The sequence below is a fragment of the Pseudobdellovibrionaceae bacterium genome (genome assembly GCA_019637875.1).
Taxonomy (GTDB): Bacteria; Bdellovibrionota; Bdellovibrionia; order Bdellovibrionales; family Bdellovibrionaceae; genus JAHBUW01.
The window spans coordinates 1-16,620 of record JAHBUW010000012.1 but is presented as its reverse complement, the minus strand read 5'-3'; the positions used below and the strand labels follow the sequence as shown (position 1 = coordinate 16,620).

Here is a 16,620-nt window from a genome sequence, read left to right as displayed (position 1 = left end):
AATCCAATGAGTTTTCTCTTCAACCAGATCGACGGCCTTGGCCGACACGTGACCCGCAACTTGGAGTACACCCTCCACGTTTTGCTCACGTTCTATCTTTCGGTTCGCGCCGCCATCGTCGATCGCACGCAGAGTTTGCGCACGCTTTTTGGCGTCGTCTCTTCGCAGATCTACTTCACCGGCTGGCAAGCCGTGCCGTTGATCTCGGTGTTGGCGCTCGGCGCGGGGGGCGTCGTCATCCTGCAAAGCTCCACGAATTTGAATTTGCTGGGCGGCACCGAGATGATCGGAAAGCTTCTGGTCATTATCATCGTCCGCGAACTCGGCCCCCTGATGACAGCTCTCGTGGTGATCGCGCGCTCGGGCACCGCGGTGGCTTCGGAAATCGGCAACATGCGCGCCAACCGCGAAATCGAAGCGCTGGAAAGTATGGGTATCAATCCGCTGTCTTACATCGTCTTCCCGCGCGTTTTGGGCGGAGTCATCAGCGTCGTTTCGCTGGCCGTTTACTTCACCTTGATTTCGATTTTGGGCGGCTACCTTTTGACCCGCATGCTGCACGATCTGCCGTTCGGCTTTTACGCGGACTCGCTCGCGCGCGCGATCGCGGTCGGCGATTTGGGGCTTTTCCTTCTGAAGAACACCTTTTCGGGTATCATCATCTTCACGGTCAGCTGTCACCAAGGCCTTTCCGTCGGCCGCAGCCCCACGGAAGTCCCCATCGCGACGACCCAAGCGGTCGTCAAAGCCATCATCTACGTCGTGGTTTTCAATTTTTCGGTCACCGCTCTTTTCTATCTGAACGAACTTCGTAAACTGGGAGTTTTGGGATGAGCCAACTTCACCGCCTGCGTGTCGACAATATCCGTTTCGAAAACCTGACCTTCGGGTTCGAAAACAACGCGAAGATCTTCCAAAACACGACCTTCGACTTTCCGCTGGATCAGATCGTGTGGATCAAAGGCGAAAGCGGCGCGGGGCGCTCGACGCTTTTGCAACTGCAAGCGGGTCTACTGATTCCCGAACAGGGCGCCTACGTCATGAACGGCGAAAATGTCAGCGAAATGAGTTTCGAAGAATTCCTGCCTTACCGTCTGAACATCGGCTACGGCTTCGACCTGGGCGGCGTCCTTTACAACAAAACCCTCGAGGAAAATCTGACGCTCCCGCTTCTGTACCATAAAGTGTTGTCGCCCAACGAAGCCGCCCAACGGGCCATGATCTATATGGAAGATCTCGGCATCTCGAAATACCAACACCTGCGCCCCTCGGTCGTTCCCGGCGGCGTGCGCAAACTCGTTTGTCTGATTCGCGCTTTGATCATGCATCCGCAGATCCTTTTGCTGGACGATCCGTCGGTGGGATTGGGGCAGGAAACGGCGCTCAAATTCTTCGATTTAGTCGATGAACTTCGTCAGCAAGGTGAACTCCGTCACGTTTTCCTGAGCTCATTCGATGACAAACTCATGAGCGTCGTGAACCCCACGATGGTCGCCATCGACAACGGTCAACTTTACCTCCATGAAGCGGAAGACGATTCCGGAGAAAAGAAAGCGGTCGCGGCATGATGATGCGGGTGAAGTTCAACAAATTCGAACGCGTCGCCGGCCTCTTCGTACTGGTCGCCATCGGCGGGATTCTTTTCTCGATGATCGGCATCGCCGTGAAACAAGGTTGGTTTGAATCCAAAACGCCCTTCCGCACGGTGTTCGAAAGCGCCGAGGGACTTCATACCGGAACGCCCGTCATCATGGCGGGCTTGCGCGTGGGTGCGGTCGATAGCGTGGAGCTTCGCGCCGACAACAAAATCGAAGTCGAGTTCCGTGTGTTTTCGAAGTTTTCGAACAAAATTCGCCGCGACTCGCAATCACAGCTCGTGCGTCCGTTCATCATCGGCGAACGGATTCTGGAGCTGACCGTCGGTTCGCCCGAAGCCGAAGCGGTGGAACTCGGCGGCGAGGTCGCTTCCGCCGAAACGGTGGATCTGATGACACTCTTGAGCGGTCGTCGCCTGGGGTCGGCCCTCGGCGAAATGGGCGAGATGGTCAAAAACCTGCGTTTCCTGGCCGAAGCCTTCCTGGATAAAAACCGCACGGCGGACTTGGTGCGCATCTTCGATCGCATCGATCCTTTGCTCAAAAACATGAATACGATGTCCATGGAAGTCGTCAAACTCTCGAAACAGGCGACCAAAGACGACCGCTTCGCGATCGTGATGCAAGAGCTCTCGATCACGACCCGCGAACTCAACGCGCTCTTGCCCGAGATCAAATCCCGCGCTCCCAAAATGGCGGACGATCTCGAAAAGCTCGTGGCCAATCTGGCGGTCCTGACCGAAAGCTCAAAAGTGCTGTTGCCCGCGCTGGCCGAAGTCGCACCGGATCTGCCGCGCTCCAGCCGTCGCGCCGTCGAAGCCTTGGACGAGGCCGTGGTCCTCTTGAAGGCGATGCAGAAGAGCTTCATGCTGCGCTCCAACGCCCGTGAAGTCCGCGAAGAAGAAGCCGCGCGCGATCGGCAACCGGCAAGTCAACCCACGAATTGACATCAGGACATCTCCCGCTAAGCTTCCCCTCATCAGGGAGGCTTCATGTCCGAAAAAGTCACGTTTTACTATCACCCCATGTCCCGCGCCCGCAGCATCCATTGGATGCTCGAAGAAGTCGGCGCGCCCTACGACGTCAAGCGGATCGACATGATGAAGGGTGAGCAGAAACTTCCCGCGTTCCTTGCGAAAAATCCCATGGGAAAACTTCCGATGATCGAGCACCGGGGCGTCGTCATCACGGAAGGCACCGCCATCGCCACCTACCTGGCCGATGCCTTCCCGCAGGCGGGACTTGCGCCCGACGTGACCGATCCCCAGCGCGGCGCTTACTACCGCTGGCTGTTCTTCGCCCCTTCGGTTTTCGAACCGGGCATGGTCGATCAGATTTTCCCGCGCGCGCAGACCCCGCCGTCGAGCTACATCGGCCACGGGACGTTCGAAGCGGTGCTGAATACGGTCGAACACGCCATTCGGGACGGCTTTGTTTTGAAAAACCGTTTCTCGACGGCGGATCTCGCGTTGTCGTCGCAGTTGAGCTACGCCTTGATGACGAACGCGATTCCCGCACGCGCGAGTTTCAAAGCTTACGTGAACCTGTGCCAAGACCGCCCGGCGTTCCGTCGTCACTTGGAAACCGCGGATCGTTTGGGACTTTAAAAAGTGCGCATCGAAACGCGCCTTCTTTGGGGGCGCTTGTTCACCCGCGCGGGGGACCAGGCCTGGGACTTCGCGCTGCCGCTCACGCTGCTCGCCCTGTGGCCGGGGCGACTGGATCTCGCGTCGCTTTTTTATCTCGGCGTGAAAGCGCTCAGCCTTCTGCTCACCCCGCGGATCGCGGGACTGATCGACACGCGCTCGCGCCGGTGGGTGACGCGTTGGGGACTCGGCCTTCAGTTTCTGGGCGTGCTGGGGAGTCTGGTCGGACTCACGCTGATCGGAGATCCCCGCGGGGATCTCGAATTCTTTTTCTTCTTCGCGGCGCTGACATGCGCGGGAGTCCTCGGAAGTTTGGGCGCCATCCTGATGGACATCGCCATCGCGGCCGATTTGGCGCCGTCGCTTTTCGTGGGCGACGCTTTGACCCGTTTCAATAGCCGTTTTCGTCAAGTGGACCTGGCGACCGAAGTGGGCGCGCCGGTCGCGGCCGGACTTTTGATCGTGGCCTTCACTTCGCCCCTTTACGGATTCGCGGCCGTCGCCGCGTGGAACATGATTTCGTTTCTGCCCGAATGGCTGATCCTCGATTCGGTCTTTCGCGATCGCCCCGAGCTCTCGCGCGCGAACGTCCAGATCAGCACCGAAACGCGCTTGGGGTTCGCGGCGCGCGTCCGTGCGGGCTACGCGCTTTTCCGCACGCAGCGCGTGGCGCCCGTAATGATCGCGTACTCGCTGTTATGGGTTTCGGCACTCAGTCCGCACGGTGTGCTGCTCACGGGATTTTTGAAAGACGCCTGGCAACTTCCCGAATGGCAGATCGGACTTTTTCGCGGCGCCGGCGCTTTCTTCGGTTTGGCGGCGACGTTTCTTTTTCCGCTGGCGTACCGGCGCTTCGGGCTGACCCGCGCCGCGGGGATTTTTCTGGGCTTCCAAACGATCACCGTCGTGGGGGCGGGTCTCGCCTTCGCGCGGGCGGAGTTTTTCGCCCTCACGAGCTTCACGACCTTCGCGTTTTTGGGCGCAGTTCTTTTCTCGCGCATCGGGCTTTACGGCTTCATGCTCGGCGAAACGCAACTGCGACAGGAGTCCATCGCGGCGGGTGAGCGCGGCCGCGTGAACGGCTTCGCGAGCGTTCTGAACAACGCGATGACCTTCGTACTTTTGGGGCTCGCGAGCCTGCTTCCCCAGACGGGGGATTTCAAGTGGCTGATTCTTTTGTCCGTCGGCGCGGTGCTTTTGGCTTTCTTAATTTACCTGGGCGCGAGCGCTCGCGGAAAAGCGCTGGAATCAGCTTAAGAAGACTTGAAAGCCTCGACCTTTAGCGAGGGGTCCCGTTGCGGGCCTTCCGGAAATTATGAGACGCTCGAATCATGATGAAAGCCTCTCTGAAAATCGCGGAAGCCGCTGTGTTGATGGGTATTCTTGTGGGCCTCGGACTCGCGCTGGGTTGCAGCCCTCCGGGCGGTGGTTCCAATGACGGTTCTTCGGTTGTCGAGCCCACGCCGACTCCGACGCCCACCCCCACTCCGGATCCGGCGACGCTCTCGCCGCTGACCTTGGAGGTCTCGACGGCTTGGGACGGCACACCCGCCCCGGTTTTCCATACGCATAAAGTTTGCGAAGTCGAGCCCAACGCAGTTCGCGGCTCCACCACGACCTGCTCGCTCAGCATCGAAGAGGCACGTCTCTTCTATTCGTCGACTAAATTCACCTGGGCCACGAATCGTCCGGACCGCTGCCGCGCGATTAGCTTTTTTCCTTACGTCTACCAACGCGCAAGTGACAACGTTTATATCCCGCCGGGAGAGACCGCCGCTCCTCCATGCGATGCGCCCTTTCACGAAAGAAGTCCGAAGTGTTTCGGCGGAGCCGCGGTTTACCTCGTCGATGGGTTCCCCGCCAATACCGGAATCGTCGGGTTTACGTTCGGCACGACCTCGTTTTCAAAGTCGATGGAATCGGAATTCAAACTCCGTCACTACTTTGGAGAAAGGGTGAACTACCTCCTCACCAACGATCTGATCGACAGAACCACGCCGATCGGCACCGAACCAAAGCAATTCGAAGGTTTAGGCTTCTGGCGCGACTATGAGGTCATTTGTGAGGACGAATGGGGTTTCCCGTGGCACAAGCTCGTCGTCACGATCTCAGATGAAAACTATGATGGCTCAGATGGTCACCCGGAAGACGAATACGACGATTGGAACTAACGCGATCCGCAATCGCTTGAGTTTGGGGCCTCCCGCGCAATGATCGGAGCCGGAGGACCCCAAATGAAAAAACTCATCACCCTGACCCTGATCTCCCTCGCCGCCGCTTCCGCCCATGCTTGGCCCGAACGCAAGTTCGAGTGCAAAAACGTCGCGGACCTGCCGAACAACGTCTATGAATTCAAAAAACTGAATGTCGATGGCGTGGACATGGCTTACGTGACGGTCACTCGTTACTACAAAGGCCCCATGGAAAATGGCGTCGTCACCACGCGCTCATCCAGCGTGAAAGGTCTCGCGACCGAGTCGGCGAACAGCGAAGGCTCGGAAATTCTGATGCTCGGCTCTTTGCGTTTCGAGTTCACGAACGACGAACTCTTCAACTGCAAAGCTCCCTAGCTTCCTTTAAAGCAGCCCGCGGACGAGCGCCCAACTCAAGGCCTGGGTCACGATCATGATCAACGTGATCCAGGCGATGCGCACCTTGAGGGCGCGTGAGCCCAAGATCGTGATCAGGCCCATCTTCGAAACGAAAGAAGCCGCGACGCTCAAAGAGAACAGCCCGATCAACGTGGAGTGCTCGATGACCTTGGCGTTGGCGAGCTGGATGTTCGCGATGATCGAACCGTGAATTTCAAAAAGCGAAACGCCAAAAGTTAAGAACATCAGTCCCGCGTCACCCAGGCTGCCCCGCAGGAACTTCGAGAGCGCCAGAATCCCGATGATAAATGCGGCCAATTTCAAAAGAGGTTTGAGCTGAAGCCCCTGCGGTTGGAGCTGCTCGGGCATGTGACGTACCCGCCGGGTGAGCGTCAACGTCAGCCCCAAACAAACCAGAATCGGTGCCAGAAACATCAGGTAAAGGAGGGGCTTGGGTGGCCTGAGCGAGATGGTCAGTACGACCGCCGCCTCACACAACATGGCGAGCGTCGCGCTGAGCAGCACGACGGTTTCGGCGTTGGTGTCCTCGTCTTTGGAATCCCGGCTCTGGCGCGCGACGGTCGCGGTCGTCGCCGTGCTCGAGACCAAACCCGCCAAAAATCCCAACAGGACGATTCCCGCCTTCGAGCCCAGTTTGTCCACAACCACGCCCGCCAAAGTCTGCAAAAACGCGAGCGCGAAGATCACGTACATGACTTTTTTGAGGTCGAGGATTTGCCAGGGGTCGACGGGCTCATCGGGCAGAACCAACGCGAGGGCCGCGGTCGTTCCCAGAATGAGTGAAGTCTTGATCCAGTTCGATTTCGTCGTGTCCGAATTTTCCACAGCGTAAATCTATCCGATTTTGCCACGGCTGTCGCCCGGATCGTTCGGAATTCTACCGGAGCCTGAAATAGAGAAACCCCGGCCGACGGCCGGGGTTTCGATGGAGGGAGCTCCGCGCGTTTAGTGCTGGGAGCCTTCAGTGGGAGCCTTCGTTTGGGCTTGAGGGGTGGCCGCAAGTTGCTCCCAGACACCGGTTTGACCGGCTTTGACTTCGATTTGACGGGCCTGCGGCGCTTCGACTTTCGGCAGATAGAGTTTCAAAACTCCGTCTTCGTAATTCGCCTCGACGCTTTCGGCGTTCACCTCACGCGGCAGCGAAAAGCTGCGCTTGAGGATGTACTGACGGGCCGGGCTGCGCTCTTTACGCTCACCGGTCACGGTCAGAATGTGATCGAGAACTTCAATTTTGATATCTTCGCGTTTCATGCCCGGCATATCGACACTGACCAGGAAGAACTTTTCGTCTTCGTGGGTATGCGCGTTCGCCAAGGCCTCGCGATTTTCCCAAGCTTCGCGTTGGGCGGGAACGAAATCTTCGAACAGGCGATCGAATTCACGATTCATCTGAGTGAAGAGATCACTCGCCAATGCGCGGCGGGTGACGTAGGGAACCATCATGGCGCGTCTCATGTTCATTTCTCCTTTTCTCTGATTCGGGACTTCTCGTCCACGTCATCAATTTGGGAGCCCTCGAAATTTCGTCAAGGCGGTCCCCGCATTTTTTTGACCATGTCCGAAAATGGCGAGTTTTTTCGCAGGACTTCGGTTAGGTTGTCGCCGTGGCCCAAAGACAGACTCCGCAACGTCAAATCCCCCTCTCCGGACGACGCCCGACCCCGGCGGAGGCCGCCGCCATCCGTCGGCGCGATCCGCGATTTGACGGACGTCTTTTTATGGCGGTGAGAACCACCGGCATCTATTGCCGTTCCATTTGTCCCGCCCAGCCCTTGATGAAAAACATCGAGATTTTCGATATGTCCTCCAAGGCCGAGGCCGCCGGTTACCGACCCTGCCAACGCTGCCGTCCCGAAGCCGCCCCCGCTTCGCCCGCTTGGCTTGGCACTTCGGCCCTCGTGCAACGCGCGTTGCGCGCGATTCACGATCCCCTCCGCCTCCTGGAAAGCGAAGAGGACTTCGCCGAAGGCTTCGGCGTCTCGGCCCGACACCTGCGTCGACTCTTCGAGAAAGAGCTGGGACAAAGCCCGAAAAAAATCATGCGCGACCAACGTTTGAACTTCGCGCGCAAGCTCGTTCGCGAAACCGAACTTCCCATGACGGAGGTCTGCTTGGCCGCGGGCTTCGGCTCGCTTCGACGTTTCAACGACGCCTTCCTTGAAAGATTCAAAGAGTCGCCGCGCACGCACCGGGGCCAACCGAAATCCGAGGCGGGCGCCTTCGTTTTGAAACTCGCTTACCGTCCCCCTTTCGACTGGGCGCACGCCCTGGGATATTTCCGCCACCATCAGATCCCCGGAGTCGAGTTCATCGACGACGTCACCTACGCCCGCGCGTTCGCCCAGGGTTGGTTTCAGGTCAGCAACCTGGCCGCCGAGAACGCGCTCGCCTTGAAAGTTTGGACGGACGACCCCACGCCCCTTTTCGCGCTGGCGCAAAAGGTCCGGCGGATGTTCGATCTGGATTCCGATCCCTTGTGGATCGAAGCGCATTTTCATCAAGACCCGACGCTGGGCCCCTTGGTCCGCAAAGCCCCGGGCCTGCGGGTAACCCGCGCGTTCTCGGCCCACGAGGCGATGATCGGCACCGTGCTGGGGCAGCTCGTTTCGGTCGCCTTCGCGCGCGAACTCATGGGGGATCTCGTGCGCGAGTACGGCACGCCGGTCGAAGGACATCCCGAAGCGCGACGCTTTCCGTCGCCCGAAATCCTGCAACGCGCGAAGATGAACCGCCTCCGCACGACCGCCAAACGCAAAAGCGCGATCCGCGAAATCGCGGGCCTCATCGCCCGTGGTGATTTGTTGATTGAAGAAGGCGCGGATTTCGCCGGATTCAAAAATCGATTGCGCCAGATCTCGGGCATCGGCGAGTGGTCCGCGGAATACATGGCGCTGCGGGCGTTAGGTGATCCCGATGCCTTTCCCGGTACGGATTTGATTTTGAAGCGCGCCCTTGAGCGACATCCCGGACTCGAAACCGAAAAGTTACGGCCTTGGCGCGCCTACGCCGCCATTCACCTGTGGCATCTTTACGCCCAAACGCTCTCTCAAACCGGAAAGAGGAAACGCTGAAGATGGAACTGCATATTTCGACCCTGCAAAGTCCGGTCGGTCCCCTTCGTCTGGTGGCCAGCCCCCAAGGTCTGGTCGCGGTGCTTTGGCCCGAGGATCGCGAAGGCCGCGTGCGCTTCGCGAGCGAGCCGCTCCCCGGGCACGATGCCAATCCCCACTTGCGCCAGGCGGCCGCAGAGCTGCGCGAGTACTTCGCCGGACGACGCCGGTCCTTCGGCGTCGCCCTCGATCCCCACGGCACCGAGTTTCAAAAATCGGTCTGGCGGGCGCTCGCGACCATCCCGTTCGGGGAAACCCGCAGCTACGCCGAAATCGCGCGCCAAATAAAAAAACCCACCGCTTCACGGGCGGTGGGTGCGGCCAACGGTCGAAATCCCTTATCGATCATCGTCCCCTGTCACCGCGTGATCGGCTCCAACGGGGCGCTGACGGGATTCGCCGGCGGAATATCGGCGAAGGAGTACCTCCTTCGCCTTGAGGGTCGTGAGCCTTAGCTCGCGCAAAGCGGACCGCCGTGAGCTTTAGAGCTCGCGCGCGCCCAGACGTTTCAACAGCATCTCGAACGGCGCCGGCGGGTAAGTCATGGTGATGCAGTGGATGCTGCCCAGACCGTTGTTCGCCAGCTGAATGGTTTCGATCGGGATCACCGTGAAGCCCGCGTCGCGGTAGACCTTGAGCGCCTCGTCATCGGTTTTCTGATTGAAGATCGGCACGTAAATCGTCCCGTTCACGAGCAGCGAATTGATGTAGGTTTCGTACTTGCGCTGCGGGCGCGGAACGCGGATCACTTTGTAGCCGTGGCTTTCGAGCGTCTTTTGATAGTTGGCGCTGTCGGTGATGACCGTGTCGCTGGTGACGAACTTCAGCGATTCATCGGCGTGACCGATCCCTTTTTCGTGCGGGAAGCGCACCAGCTTGCGGCAACCATACATGGTTTGGAAAATGCTGTCGGGAATATCGACCGAAAGCTCGTTATCGATCGTCAGGCAGTCGCCTTGATCGTTCGTCACGAAGTTTCCGCCCTCGAAGAAATAGCGATGCTCCGAAAGACGTCCACCGAACCAACCGCTGACCGCTTCGTCCGGCTCGAAACCGTGGTAGTACTTCGCGCCCACCAGGTTCATGCCGCGATCCACGCCCCAGATCGGCACGGGGAAACCGTCGCGGGTCCAGAAACCGCTGGAGGCGTCTTCGAGTTCCACGACTTTCAGGCGCTCGGGTTCGATCAGACCTTGATACTCACGGCGAATGCGCGCGGCATCCGTTCCGGGCTCGGTGAAAATGACGAGCGTCACGCCGGCGGGAAGATTCTTCGCCATTTCGTGTTTCGCGATCCGCGAGTTGTAGTTCATGTTCGAGCTGAAGAACAGGTAACCCGCTTCCTCCAGTTCAGAGAAGGGGCGCTCGGGCGTGGTCGCCGGGATCGGCGTCCGCAAAAGCGGCGAAGCGTTCAGTTTTTGGTGATAGGACTTCAGAACTTGAATGCGCTCAGGACTTAAGCTTTTTTGCGGAACCGGCTTCGCTTGCGCAAGACCCGTCACGAGCAAAATCACTGCGGCCCAACATCCAGCATATCCGTATGCCATGTTCCCCCCCGGGAGTTTCAGATTGGTTGTGCGTGAATCCTATTCACCCGAAACGGCAAAGCGCAAGCGGTCAAAGCGATGGCGCGCGGTGCTCACGACGATTCAACCAATCGTCGATGCGTCGACGGGCTTGGGTCGCGGTAAAACAGCCCGTCACCCCCAAAATCAGCAGGATGGCCTCGGTCCACGGCCACCGACGATCCCGGTAACGCCCGTCTTCGCCCCCGCGTCGAACTTCCGGGACCAGGGTGAATGCGCGAAATAGCCGGGCGTCCGCCAAGAACTGCAGGGCCTCGTAACTTCCGCGGGATCCGGGCCGAAGACCTTTCATCAGCGCCAGCGGCAGATCGATCAACAGGTAACGCCGCCCCTGACCGAACTCCCAATACCCGCCGATCCAATTGGTGAAACGCAAAATCGCGTCGTAAGAGTCGACGTCCCCGAACCGACGCGCGCTGGCCAAACCGTAAACGGACGAAGCCATGCCGATATCCCAAAAAATCAACCCCGAGTCGGCATCGCGCCCCCGCTCCAGTCCGACCGGCCACTCCCGAAAGCCGCCCCCCACGGCCGCGCGACGAAACATCTGCGACCGGAAGTTCGTGTACATGGCCTCGGCCCCTTCGGGCATCGGGCGCGCCAAATGAATCAATGCGTAGGCCGTCGAAGACCCCCGCGGCAAATCGGCATGCTCGTGATTGAGACCGGCCGGATAAAGTCCGCTGCGCCGACTCACGGGATTTTGCGCGAGCGCCTGCGCGAACGCGTGTAGCGGCGTGACCGCGCCTTCGGGCAGACGCCAAGGACGACGCGGATTTTCGGGAAGCGACGGAACGACGGGAGTCGCCCCGACCTGCCCTGGAATCGGCTCCGTTTTCGCCTTCTTCTTGGGGCGCGGATTTTTCGCCACGGGTTTCGGCGCCGGGGACCAGCGCGGTTCGGCCGGAGGCGACGGCGCCCTCTTCAGATCCTGAACCAAACTCATCGCGAACAGCACGACGGCTTGATCCGCGATGAAAGCCGCAGCTTGCGCGGCGGGAGCGAGCGGCGGAATCAAACCCGAAGGCCAACGCAGACTTTCGCGCCAAAGGTAGGTCGAAATCCCTTCGATTTCGCGATCCCAACGGGAATTTCCGGTCAAAAGCCGATGCACCACGAGGACCACGTTCACGGGACCGTAATACGCCGAGTACCCGCCCGCGGGAAATCGTGTCGCCGTGACTTCCGGCGCGAAATGCAGTGAAGGTTTCAGCACCGTTTCGGCGAGATTCAAGATCATCTCGCGGATCTCTTTACGCCGCCCCTGATCCGCGTGCATTTCGCCCGCGATCGCGCGGTCCAGGCTCCATAAACTTTGCGCCGTCAATTGGCAGGCGGTCAGGACTCGTCGGCGGCCCTCATCATCGAGGCCCGCGAAATTTCTAGGGCTCTCGAGCTGCGCGTGCAGACGCGCCCACTGACCGTTCACTCGGGAATTATCGAGTGAACCGAAATCCTCCGAATAGGGCAAAACCAAATTCTCGATCAATCCGGGAAGTAAACTGAGGCTCAGGACGACGAACAGAACGCGCAAGACCGAAAGCGCGCGGTAGGCGAAGATGAAGGCGGTCGACATTGCGGCCATGATTTAGCCGTCCCCGATTCCCAAAAGCATATCGAAATCGGCTTTGGAAAGTGAAGCCCCGCCCGACCCCACTTCGACCTCTTTTTCGGTGCTGGTGAACAGCGCCTGGAACTTGCGGTCCTTACGTTCTTTGAGGAGCTCGATCTTTTCTTCGAGGGACTCGTGCATGATGTAGCGGAAGACCTGCACCGCGCGGTTTTGCCCCAGACGGTGCGCCCGGTCCGTCGCCTGATTTTCCACCGAGGGGTTCCACCACGGCTCCAGATGGAAAACGTAGCTCGCCTTGGTGAGGTTCAGACCCACGCCGCCCGTCTTCAGCGTCATCAGCATCACGCCGCCGCCTTTCAGCGCGTGAAAATCACCCAGCAGTTTTTGGCGCTGTTTGGTCGGGACGCCCCCGTGCAGAACGAAAACCGGAATCCCCTGCGCTTTGAGCAGGCTTTCCGTATGTTCGAGCGTCTGCAAAAACTGCGTGAACACGAGCGCGCTCTCGCCGCTTTCGACGATCTCACCCAACGAATCGATCAAGGTTTCCAGTTTCGGCGGGACTTTATCGTATTTCACGTTCGGTAAAGCCGCCGGATCCGAACACGCCTGACGCAGACGCAGCAGCGCGGTCAGCATCTGCAACTGCACGCTCGCTTCGCCTTCGACCTTCATCGTTTCCTGGACGCGTTGATTGTAAGACAGCGCGATGTCGCGGTAGATCTGCTTTTGTTTGTCCTCGAACGCGATGCTGACTTTGGTCTCTTGCTTTTCGGGCAGCTGATCGAGGATCTCTTTTTTTGTCCGGCGCAGAAGCAGCGGGCGAATTTTCAGTTTCAGATCGTCGATCTCTTCGCGCGTGACCATTTCGGTGTTCACGAACTTGCGACGGAAATCGTCGATCTTTCCCAAACTTCCCGGCACCAAAAGATCCACGAGCGAATAGAACTCGCCGTAGTGGTTTTCCATGGGCGTTCCCGTCAGGCAGATCTTAAACTGCGCGGTCAACGCGCGGGCCGCGCTCGTGCGTTTGGTCGTGATATTTTTCAGGTTCTGCGCTTCATCGAAGACCAAGATCTTCCAACGGTATTGACTGAAGAACTGACCGTGCTCCATGAGCAGCCCGTAAGTCGTGATCACGACCTGGGATTCGCCGCGCGCGAAGGCCTTTCCCAAACGATCTTGGTCCTTCGCCGAAAAAACCCGCAGCGGCAGCTTCGGCGTGAATTTCGCGACCTCTTGCTCCCAGTTGAAGATCAAACTGGACGGCACGACGAGTAGCGCTTGGCCGAGCTCGCCTTTGTCCCGCAGGTCGTCCATGAACGCGAGCGTCTGGAGCGTCTTTCCCAAGCCCATGTCGTCGGCCAAGAGCGCGCCCAGATGCAGCTGATACAGATCCTGCAACCAGCGCACGCCGGCCTTCTGGTACTCTTTGAGTTCGGCCGTCGTCGACGCCGGCAATTTCAAGTCGCGCGAAACATGACCGAGATTGTCGTAAAACTCGCAAAGGCGCTGCCAGTTTTCATCTCCGCGCAGTTTCACGCCCGAGGCCCGCAGCGCCAAAAGCTCCAGCGTCTGCGAACGCGGCAATTGGTAGATCTGCGGTCCCTTTTTCTTGGGACCGTCGGGACCGTCTTTGCCCTTCTGAAGCTTCTTCCAGAAATTCTCCAATCGCCGCAGCGAAGGGAGCTGCTTTTGCGGCACGAGGTAGAGCTTACCCGCGTACTCGACGACCCCGCCGCCGCCCAAGCTCAGGAACTGGTCGGGATTCACTTCCTCACCGCGCAGGAAGAACTTGGGGTTCAGCTCGAACCAATTGAAGAAACGTTCGTCCGTTTCCGAAGTCAGCGCGAAGTCGACCTGGAACTCGTCTTCCCCCAGCTCTTGCAACGGCTGGTCGTGGAAGAAGATGCGGAAGCCGAACGGGATCAGCGGCTGCAGGCATTCGATGGACACGTGCAAATTCGACGCGGCCTCGGAGCCCTCCGAAACGGGGAAGTGGAAAAGCGTTTCGCGCAGGCGCGGATCGCCCTCTTTTTCGGGGATCGTGATCTTCTGCAGAATCCCCGTGCGGGAACGGCGGAAGACTTCGCCTTTCGTCACCCACGCGATCCGTTTGATCAGCTCGAAGATGATGCGGAATTCGCGCTCGACCGCGCCCTCTAAGATGATCTCGCCCGATTCGGAATAGAAGGATTCGTTCTGCGAGAGCGTCCGGAAGGTCATTTTGACGAACTCATCGAACGCGGTCAGCACCGGCTTCGAACACAGGTCCGTCAGCGCGAGATCTTTCACGAGCGTGCCGCCACCGCCCGCGATCAAGAGCGGCTGCAGCTTCGGGTGCAGCTCGGTCAAGAGCGTTTCGGGCGTCGCTTTCGTGCCGTCGCTGAGCGTGCCGTCGAAATGCAAAGAGAGCACCTCGAAAAAGATGTACTGCATGATGCCCAGATGTTTCAGCAGCTTCAAATCCCAGTCACGACGCGAACTCGTGCGCGAGGCGATATCTTTGGGTTCGGACTTCAGGAAAAACGGCAATCCCTGCTGGAGGGCTTGAAGATAAAGCACGCTCTGCATGCTGAACCCTCGTCGCACCAGGTTCACCTGCCCCATGACGCGGGCTTCGTGTTGAATGAAGAAACGCCCTTGATCGTCCAGACGGACTTCCGTCAGGCTTTTATCCGCCGAAAGCGTGCGCGATTCGCCGGTGACCTTCACCGGGATCGTGCGTCCACGCAAGTAGCGCAGGACGATCTTGGTATCGAACTCGCCGATCAGATCCATCACGGGCATGCCGCGCACTTGAATTTTCAAGTCCGGGCTCAATCCCGCGAGCGTCCGTTCGAGCTGCTGGAATTCGCGCAGCCAGGGGTGCACGATGATGACGCCGTTCTTCGGTTCCAAAGCGAAGCTTTCGAAAAACTGCAGCTCTTCATTGCGGAAGTTCACCAACTTGATTTCGGTTTCAAGTTCTTTCTTTTCTTTGAAGTCGACCCGCCAATCGAGTTCGCGCTCGGGGTTGAACTCGATACTTTCGAGCTTCAGCGCCATGGCGCCCCCGTGCTGCGTTTGCAGATAGACTTTGATCTGATCCTTATCGAGCTTGCGCGCGATCGTGGCGAGCAACGCCTGCATGACCTTCACGGGCTCCAGCAGATTCTGGCTGACGAAAATGCCTTCCATCCGCTGCAGAAGCGGCCACTGCGCGAACACCTCTTCGGCCCCTTGCGTTTGCGGCTGCGGGAGCAGATCCCCCGGAACCCGCCGGTGCAAAGGGTGACGCAAAATAAACTTCGCGTTGATCTGCATCCCGTTCGAAAAATTGTAGCGGAGCATCTCGGTCACGCGATTTTGCGTGTTCACTTCGTTCATCTGGTGACCGGAACTCGCGATGATCCGCTTGCGGAACACCTCGGGCAAATTCCAAAGACGTGGTGAATGAAGCTCACGCCCCTTGTCGGGCTCCGTCAGACGGAATTGGGACAGATCGAGGTTCAAAAATTGCGGAAGTGACGCCCCTTGCAGAAGACCCGTTTCGTCCAGCACCAGGCTGAGCGACTCGAGCTGCACGTCCGCGAAATCACCGCTGGGAGCTTCGTCGGACTGGGGATCGCTAGCCGCGGCATTGAGTTTCGCGCGCAGCTCGGTCGCGAACTTTTTAAGCGGCGTCTTTAAGTCTTCCGGCGGCGCCGTCATCGATTGGAAAAGGCCGACGTAACTGGCCCATTGGTGCGGACAGCTGTCGGCGGCGCGCCCCCGCTTTTCGCAGTGCGAACAGCTGAAGTTAAGGGGACCGTCGACGCGCGTCTCGAGCGCTTCGACGCGAACGGGTTTCACCTGCGTCGGATCATCCCAGAAGAACTGAAATTGGCGAAGCTCCCCGGAATCGCCCGGGATCACGGTGGCCTTCAGGTCCGCGCGGATCAGGCGGTCGTCGGTCAGCATTTCAAGGCCGGCCTCGAAATCATGACGCTCGCCGAGCGGTACGCGCTCGCTGGGTTCGCGCAAAAGCGAAATGTCGCGAAGACTTAAGGGAATTAAAAACACCAATACTCAGCGTGCCAGAGGGGCACCGACCTGTCATGAATTAAATTGGGGATGAGCTTCCAGCTCCGCGCGCAAAGCCCCGAGATCCTGACCGGCGTGCCCGTACGGGAAGGGCGTTTGCGACCGACTCCAGCGATCCAAGAATTCTTTGCCTAAGACTTTGGACAAAAGCGTGGGAGTTGTGGCAGCCTGAGTGGTTTCATCTTTCAAACCCGTTCCTGCGCCTGCGCCCACGAAAAAACCGGCCTGCAAAAGCGCCACGCGAATCGGCGTCGCGCGACTATAGGTCATCAAAAGCGCGCCCCGCTCGTTATCGCATTTTGCGCGCAACTTCGCGAACGCTTCGGGCGTCCACATGTCGGAATTTTTCTTCGGCGAATAGGGATCGAAAAAGATCAAATTTGCGGGTGCCGGATTCACGACGTCCAACACCTCGAGGAACTCCCCCTCGTGCAGC

The 16,620-nt window shown here is 58.9% G+C and carries 15 protein-coding genes; 9 read left to right on the top strand and 6 right to left on the bottom strand.

Annotated features, from left to right (window positions below; all coding sequences use genetic code 11):
- Positions 1-6: 6 nt before the first annotated feature.
- The 7 genes from KF767_14500 (at position 7) to KF767_14470 (ending at position 5,811) form a co-directional block, all read left to right on the top strand.
- Positions 7-834, top strand: a complete 828-nt coding sequence (locus KF767_14500) for an ABC transporter permease (GenBank protein ID MBX3019095.1) — start codon at positions 7-9, stop codon at positions 832-834.
- 14 nt (positions 835-848) lie between these two features.
- Positions 849-1,568 carry an ATP-binding cassette domain-containing protein gene (locus tag KF767_14495; GenBank protein MBX3019094.1) on the top strand — a complete coding sequence of 240 codons (720 nt, stop codon included), beginning with the start codon at positions 849-851 and terminating at the stop codon, positions 1,566-1,568.
- Positions 1,569-1,570: 2 nt separating this feature from the next.
- Complete coding sequence (locus KF767_14490; protein ID MBX3019093.1) at positions 1,571-2,542, top strand: MCE family protein; 972 nt, start codon at positions 1,571-1,573, stop codon at positions 2,540-2,542.
- A gap of 45 nt (positions 2,543-2,587) precedes the next feature.
- Positions 2,588-3,202: a glutathione S-transferase family protein gene (locus KF767_14485; GenBank protein MBX3019092.1), complete on the top strand. Its 615-nt coding sequence runs from the start codon at positions 2,588-2,590 to the stop codon at positions 3,200-3,202.
- Between the two features lie 3 nt (positions 3,203-3,205).
- The gene (locus KF767_14480) at positions 3,206-4,498 is read left to right on the top strand and encodes an ABC transporter substrate-binding protein (GenBank protein MBX3019091.1); all 1,293 of its coding nucleotides are present in this window, start codon (positions 3,206-3,208) and stop codon (positions 4,496-4,498) included.
- A gap of 74 nt (positions 4,499-4,572) precedes the next feature.
- On the top strand, positions 4,573-5,412 hold the full coding sequence (locus tag KF767_14475) for a hypothetical protein (protein MBX3019090.1): 840 nt from the start codon (positions 4,573-4,575) through the stop codon (positions 5,410-5,412).
- 63 nt (positions 5,413-5,475) lie between these two features.
- The gene (locus KF767_14470; GenBank protein MBX3019089.1) at positions 5,476-5,811 is read left to right on the top strand and encodes a hypothetical protein; all 336 of its coding nucleotides are present in this window, start codon (positions 5,476-5,478) and stop codon (positions 5,809-5,811) included.
- 6 nt (positions 5,812-5,817) lie between these two features.
- On the opposite strand, the gene KF767_14465 is transcribed toward KF767_14470, so the two are convergent.
- Positions 5,818-6,678, bottom strand: coding sequence for a DUF4010 domain-containing protein (locus KF767_14465; protein ID MBX3019088.1), 861 nt, complete (start codon positions 6,676-6,678; stop codon positions 5,818-5,820).
- Between the two features lie 120 nt (positions 6,679-6,798).
- Positions 6,799-7,296 (bottom strand): Hsp20/alpha crystallin family protein, encoded by a 498-nt coding sequence (locus KF767_14460; protein ID MBX3019087.1) that lies wholly within the window; start codon positions 7,294-7,296, stop codon positions 6,799-6,801.
- A 161-nt stretch (positions 7,297-7,457) separates the two neighbouring features.
- Here KF767_14460 and KF767_14455 point away from each other — a divergent pair, with 161 nt between their 5' ends.
- Positions 7,458-8,924, top strand: coding sequence for a DNA-3-methyladenine glycosylase 2 family protein (locus tag KF767_14455; GenBank protein ID MBX3019086.1), 1,467 nt, complete (start codon positions 7,458-7,460; stop codon positions 8,922-8,924).
- Positions 8,925-8,926: 2 nt separating this feature from the next.
- Positions 8,927-9,418 carry a methylated-DNA--[protein]-cysteine S-methyltransferase gene (locus KF767_14450; protein MBX3019085.1) on the top strand — a complete coding sequence of 164 codons (492 nt, stop codon included), beginning with the start codon at positions 8,927-8,929 and terminating at the stop codon, positions 9,416-9,418.
- Positions 9,419-9,445: 27 nt separating this feature from the next.
- Here the strand turns inward: KF767_14450 and KF767_14445 are convergent, their stop codons facing one another.
- The 4 genes from KF767_14445 to KF767_14430 form a co-directional block, all read right to left on the bottom strand.
- A complete protein-coding gene (locus KF767_14445) occupies positions 9,446-10,510 on the bottom strand; it encodes an agmatine deiminase family protein (protein MBX3019084.1) in 1,065 nt (354 codons plus the stop codon).
- A gap of 70 nt (positions 10,511-10,580) precedes the next feature.
- Entirely contained in the window at positions 10,581-12,134 is a 1,554-nt protein-coding gene (locus tag KF767_14440) for a hypothetical protein (GenBank protein ID MBX3019083.1), read from the bottom strand.
- Positions 12,135-12,137: 3 nt separating this feature from the next.
- Positions 12,138-16,163, bottom strand: a complete 4,026-nt coding sequence (locus tag KF767_14435) for a DEAD/DEAH box helicase (GenBank protein ID MBX3019082.1) — start codon at positions 16,161-16,163, stop codon at positions 12,138-12,140.
- A gap of 33 nt (positions 16,164-16,196) precedes the next feature.
- The coding region (locus KF767_14430; protein ID MBX3019081.1) for a hypothetical protein at positions 16,197-16,620 on the bottom strand (424 nt) is incomplete at its 5' end.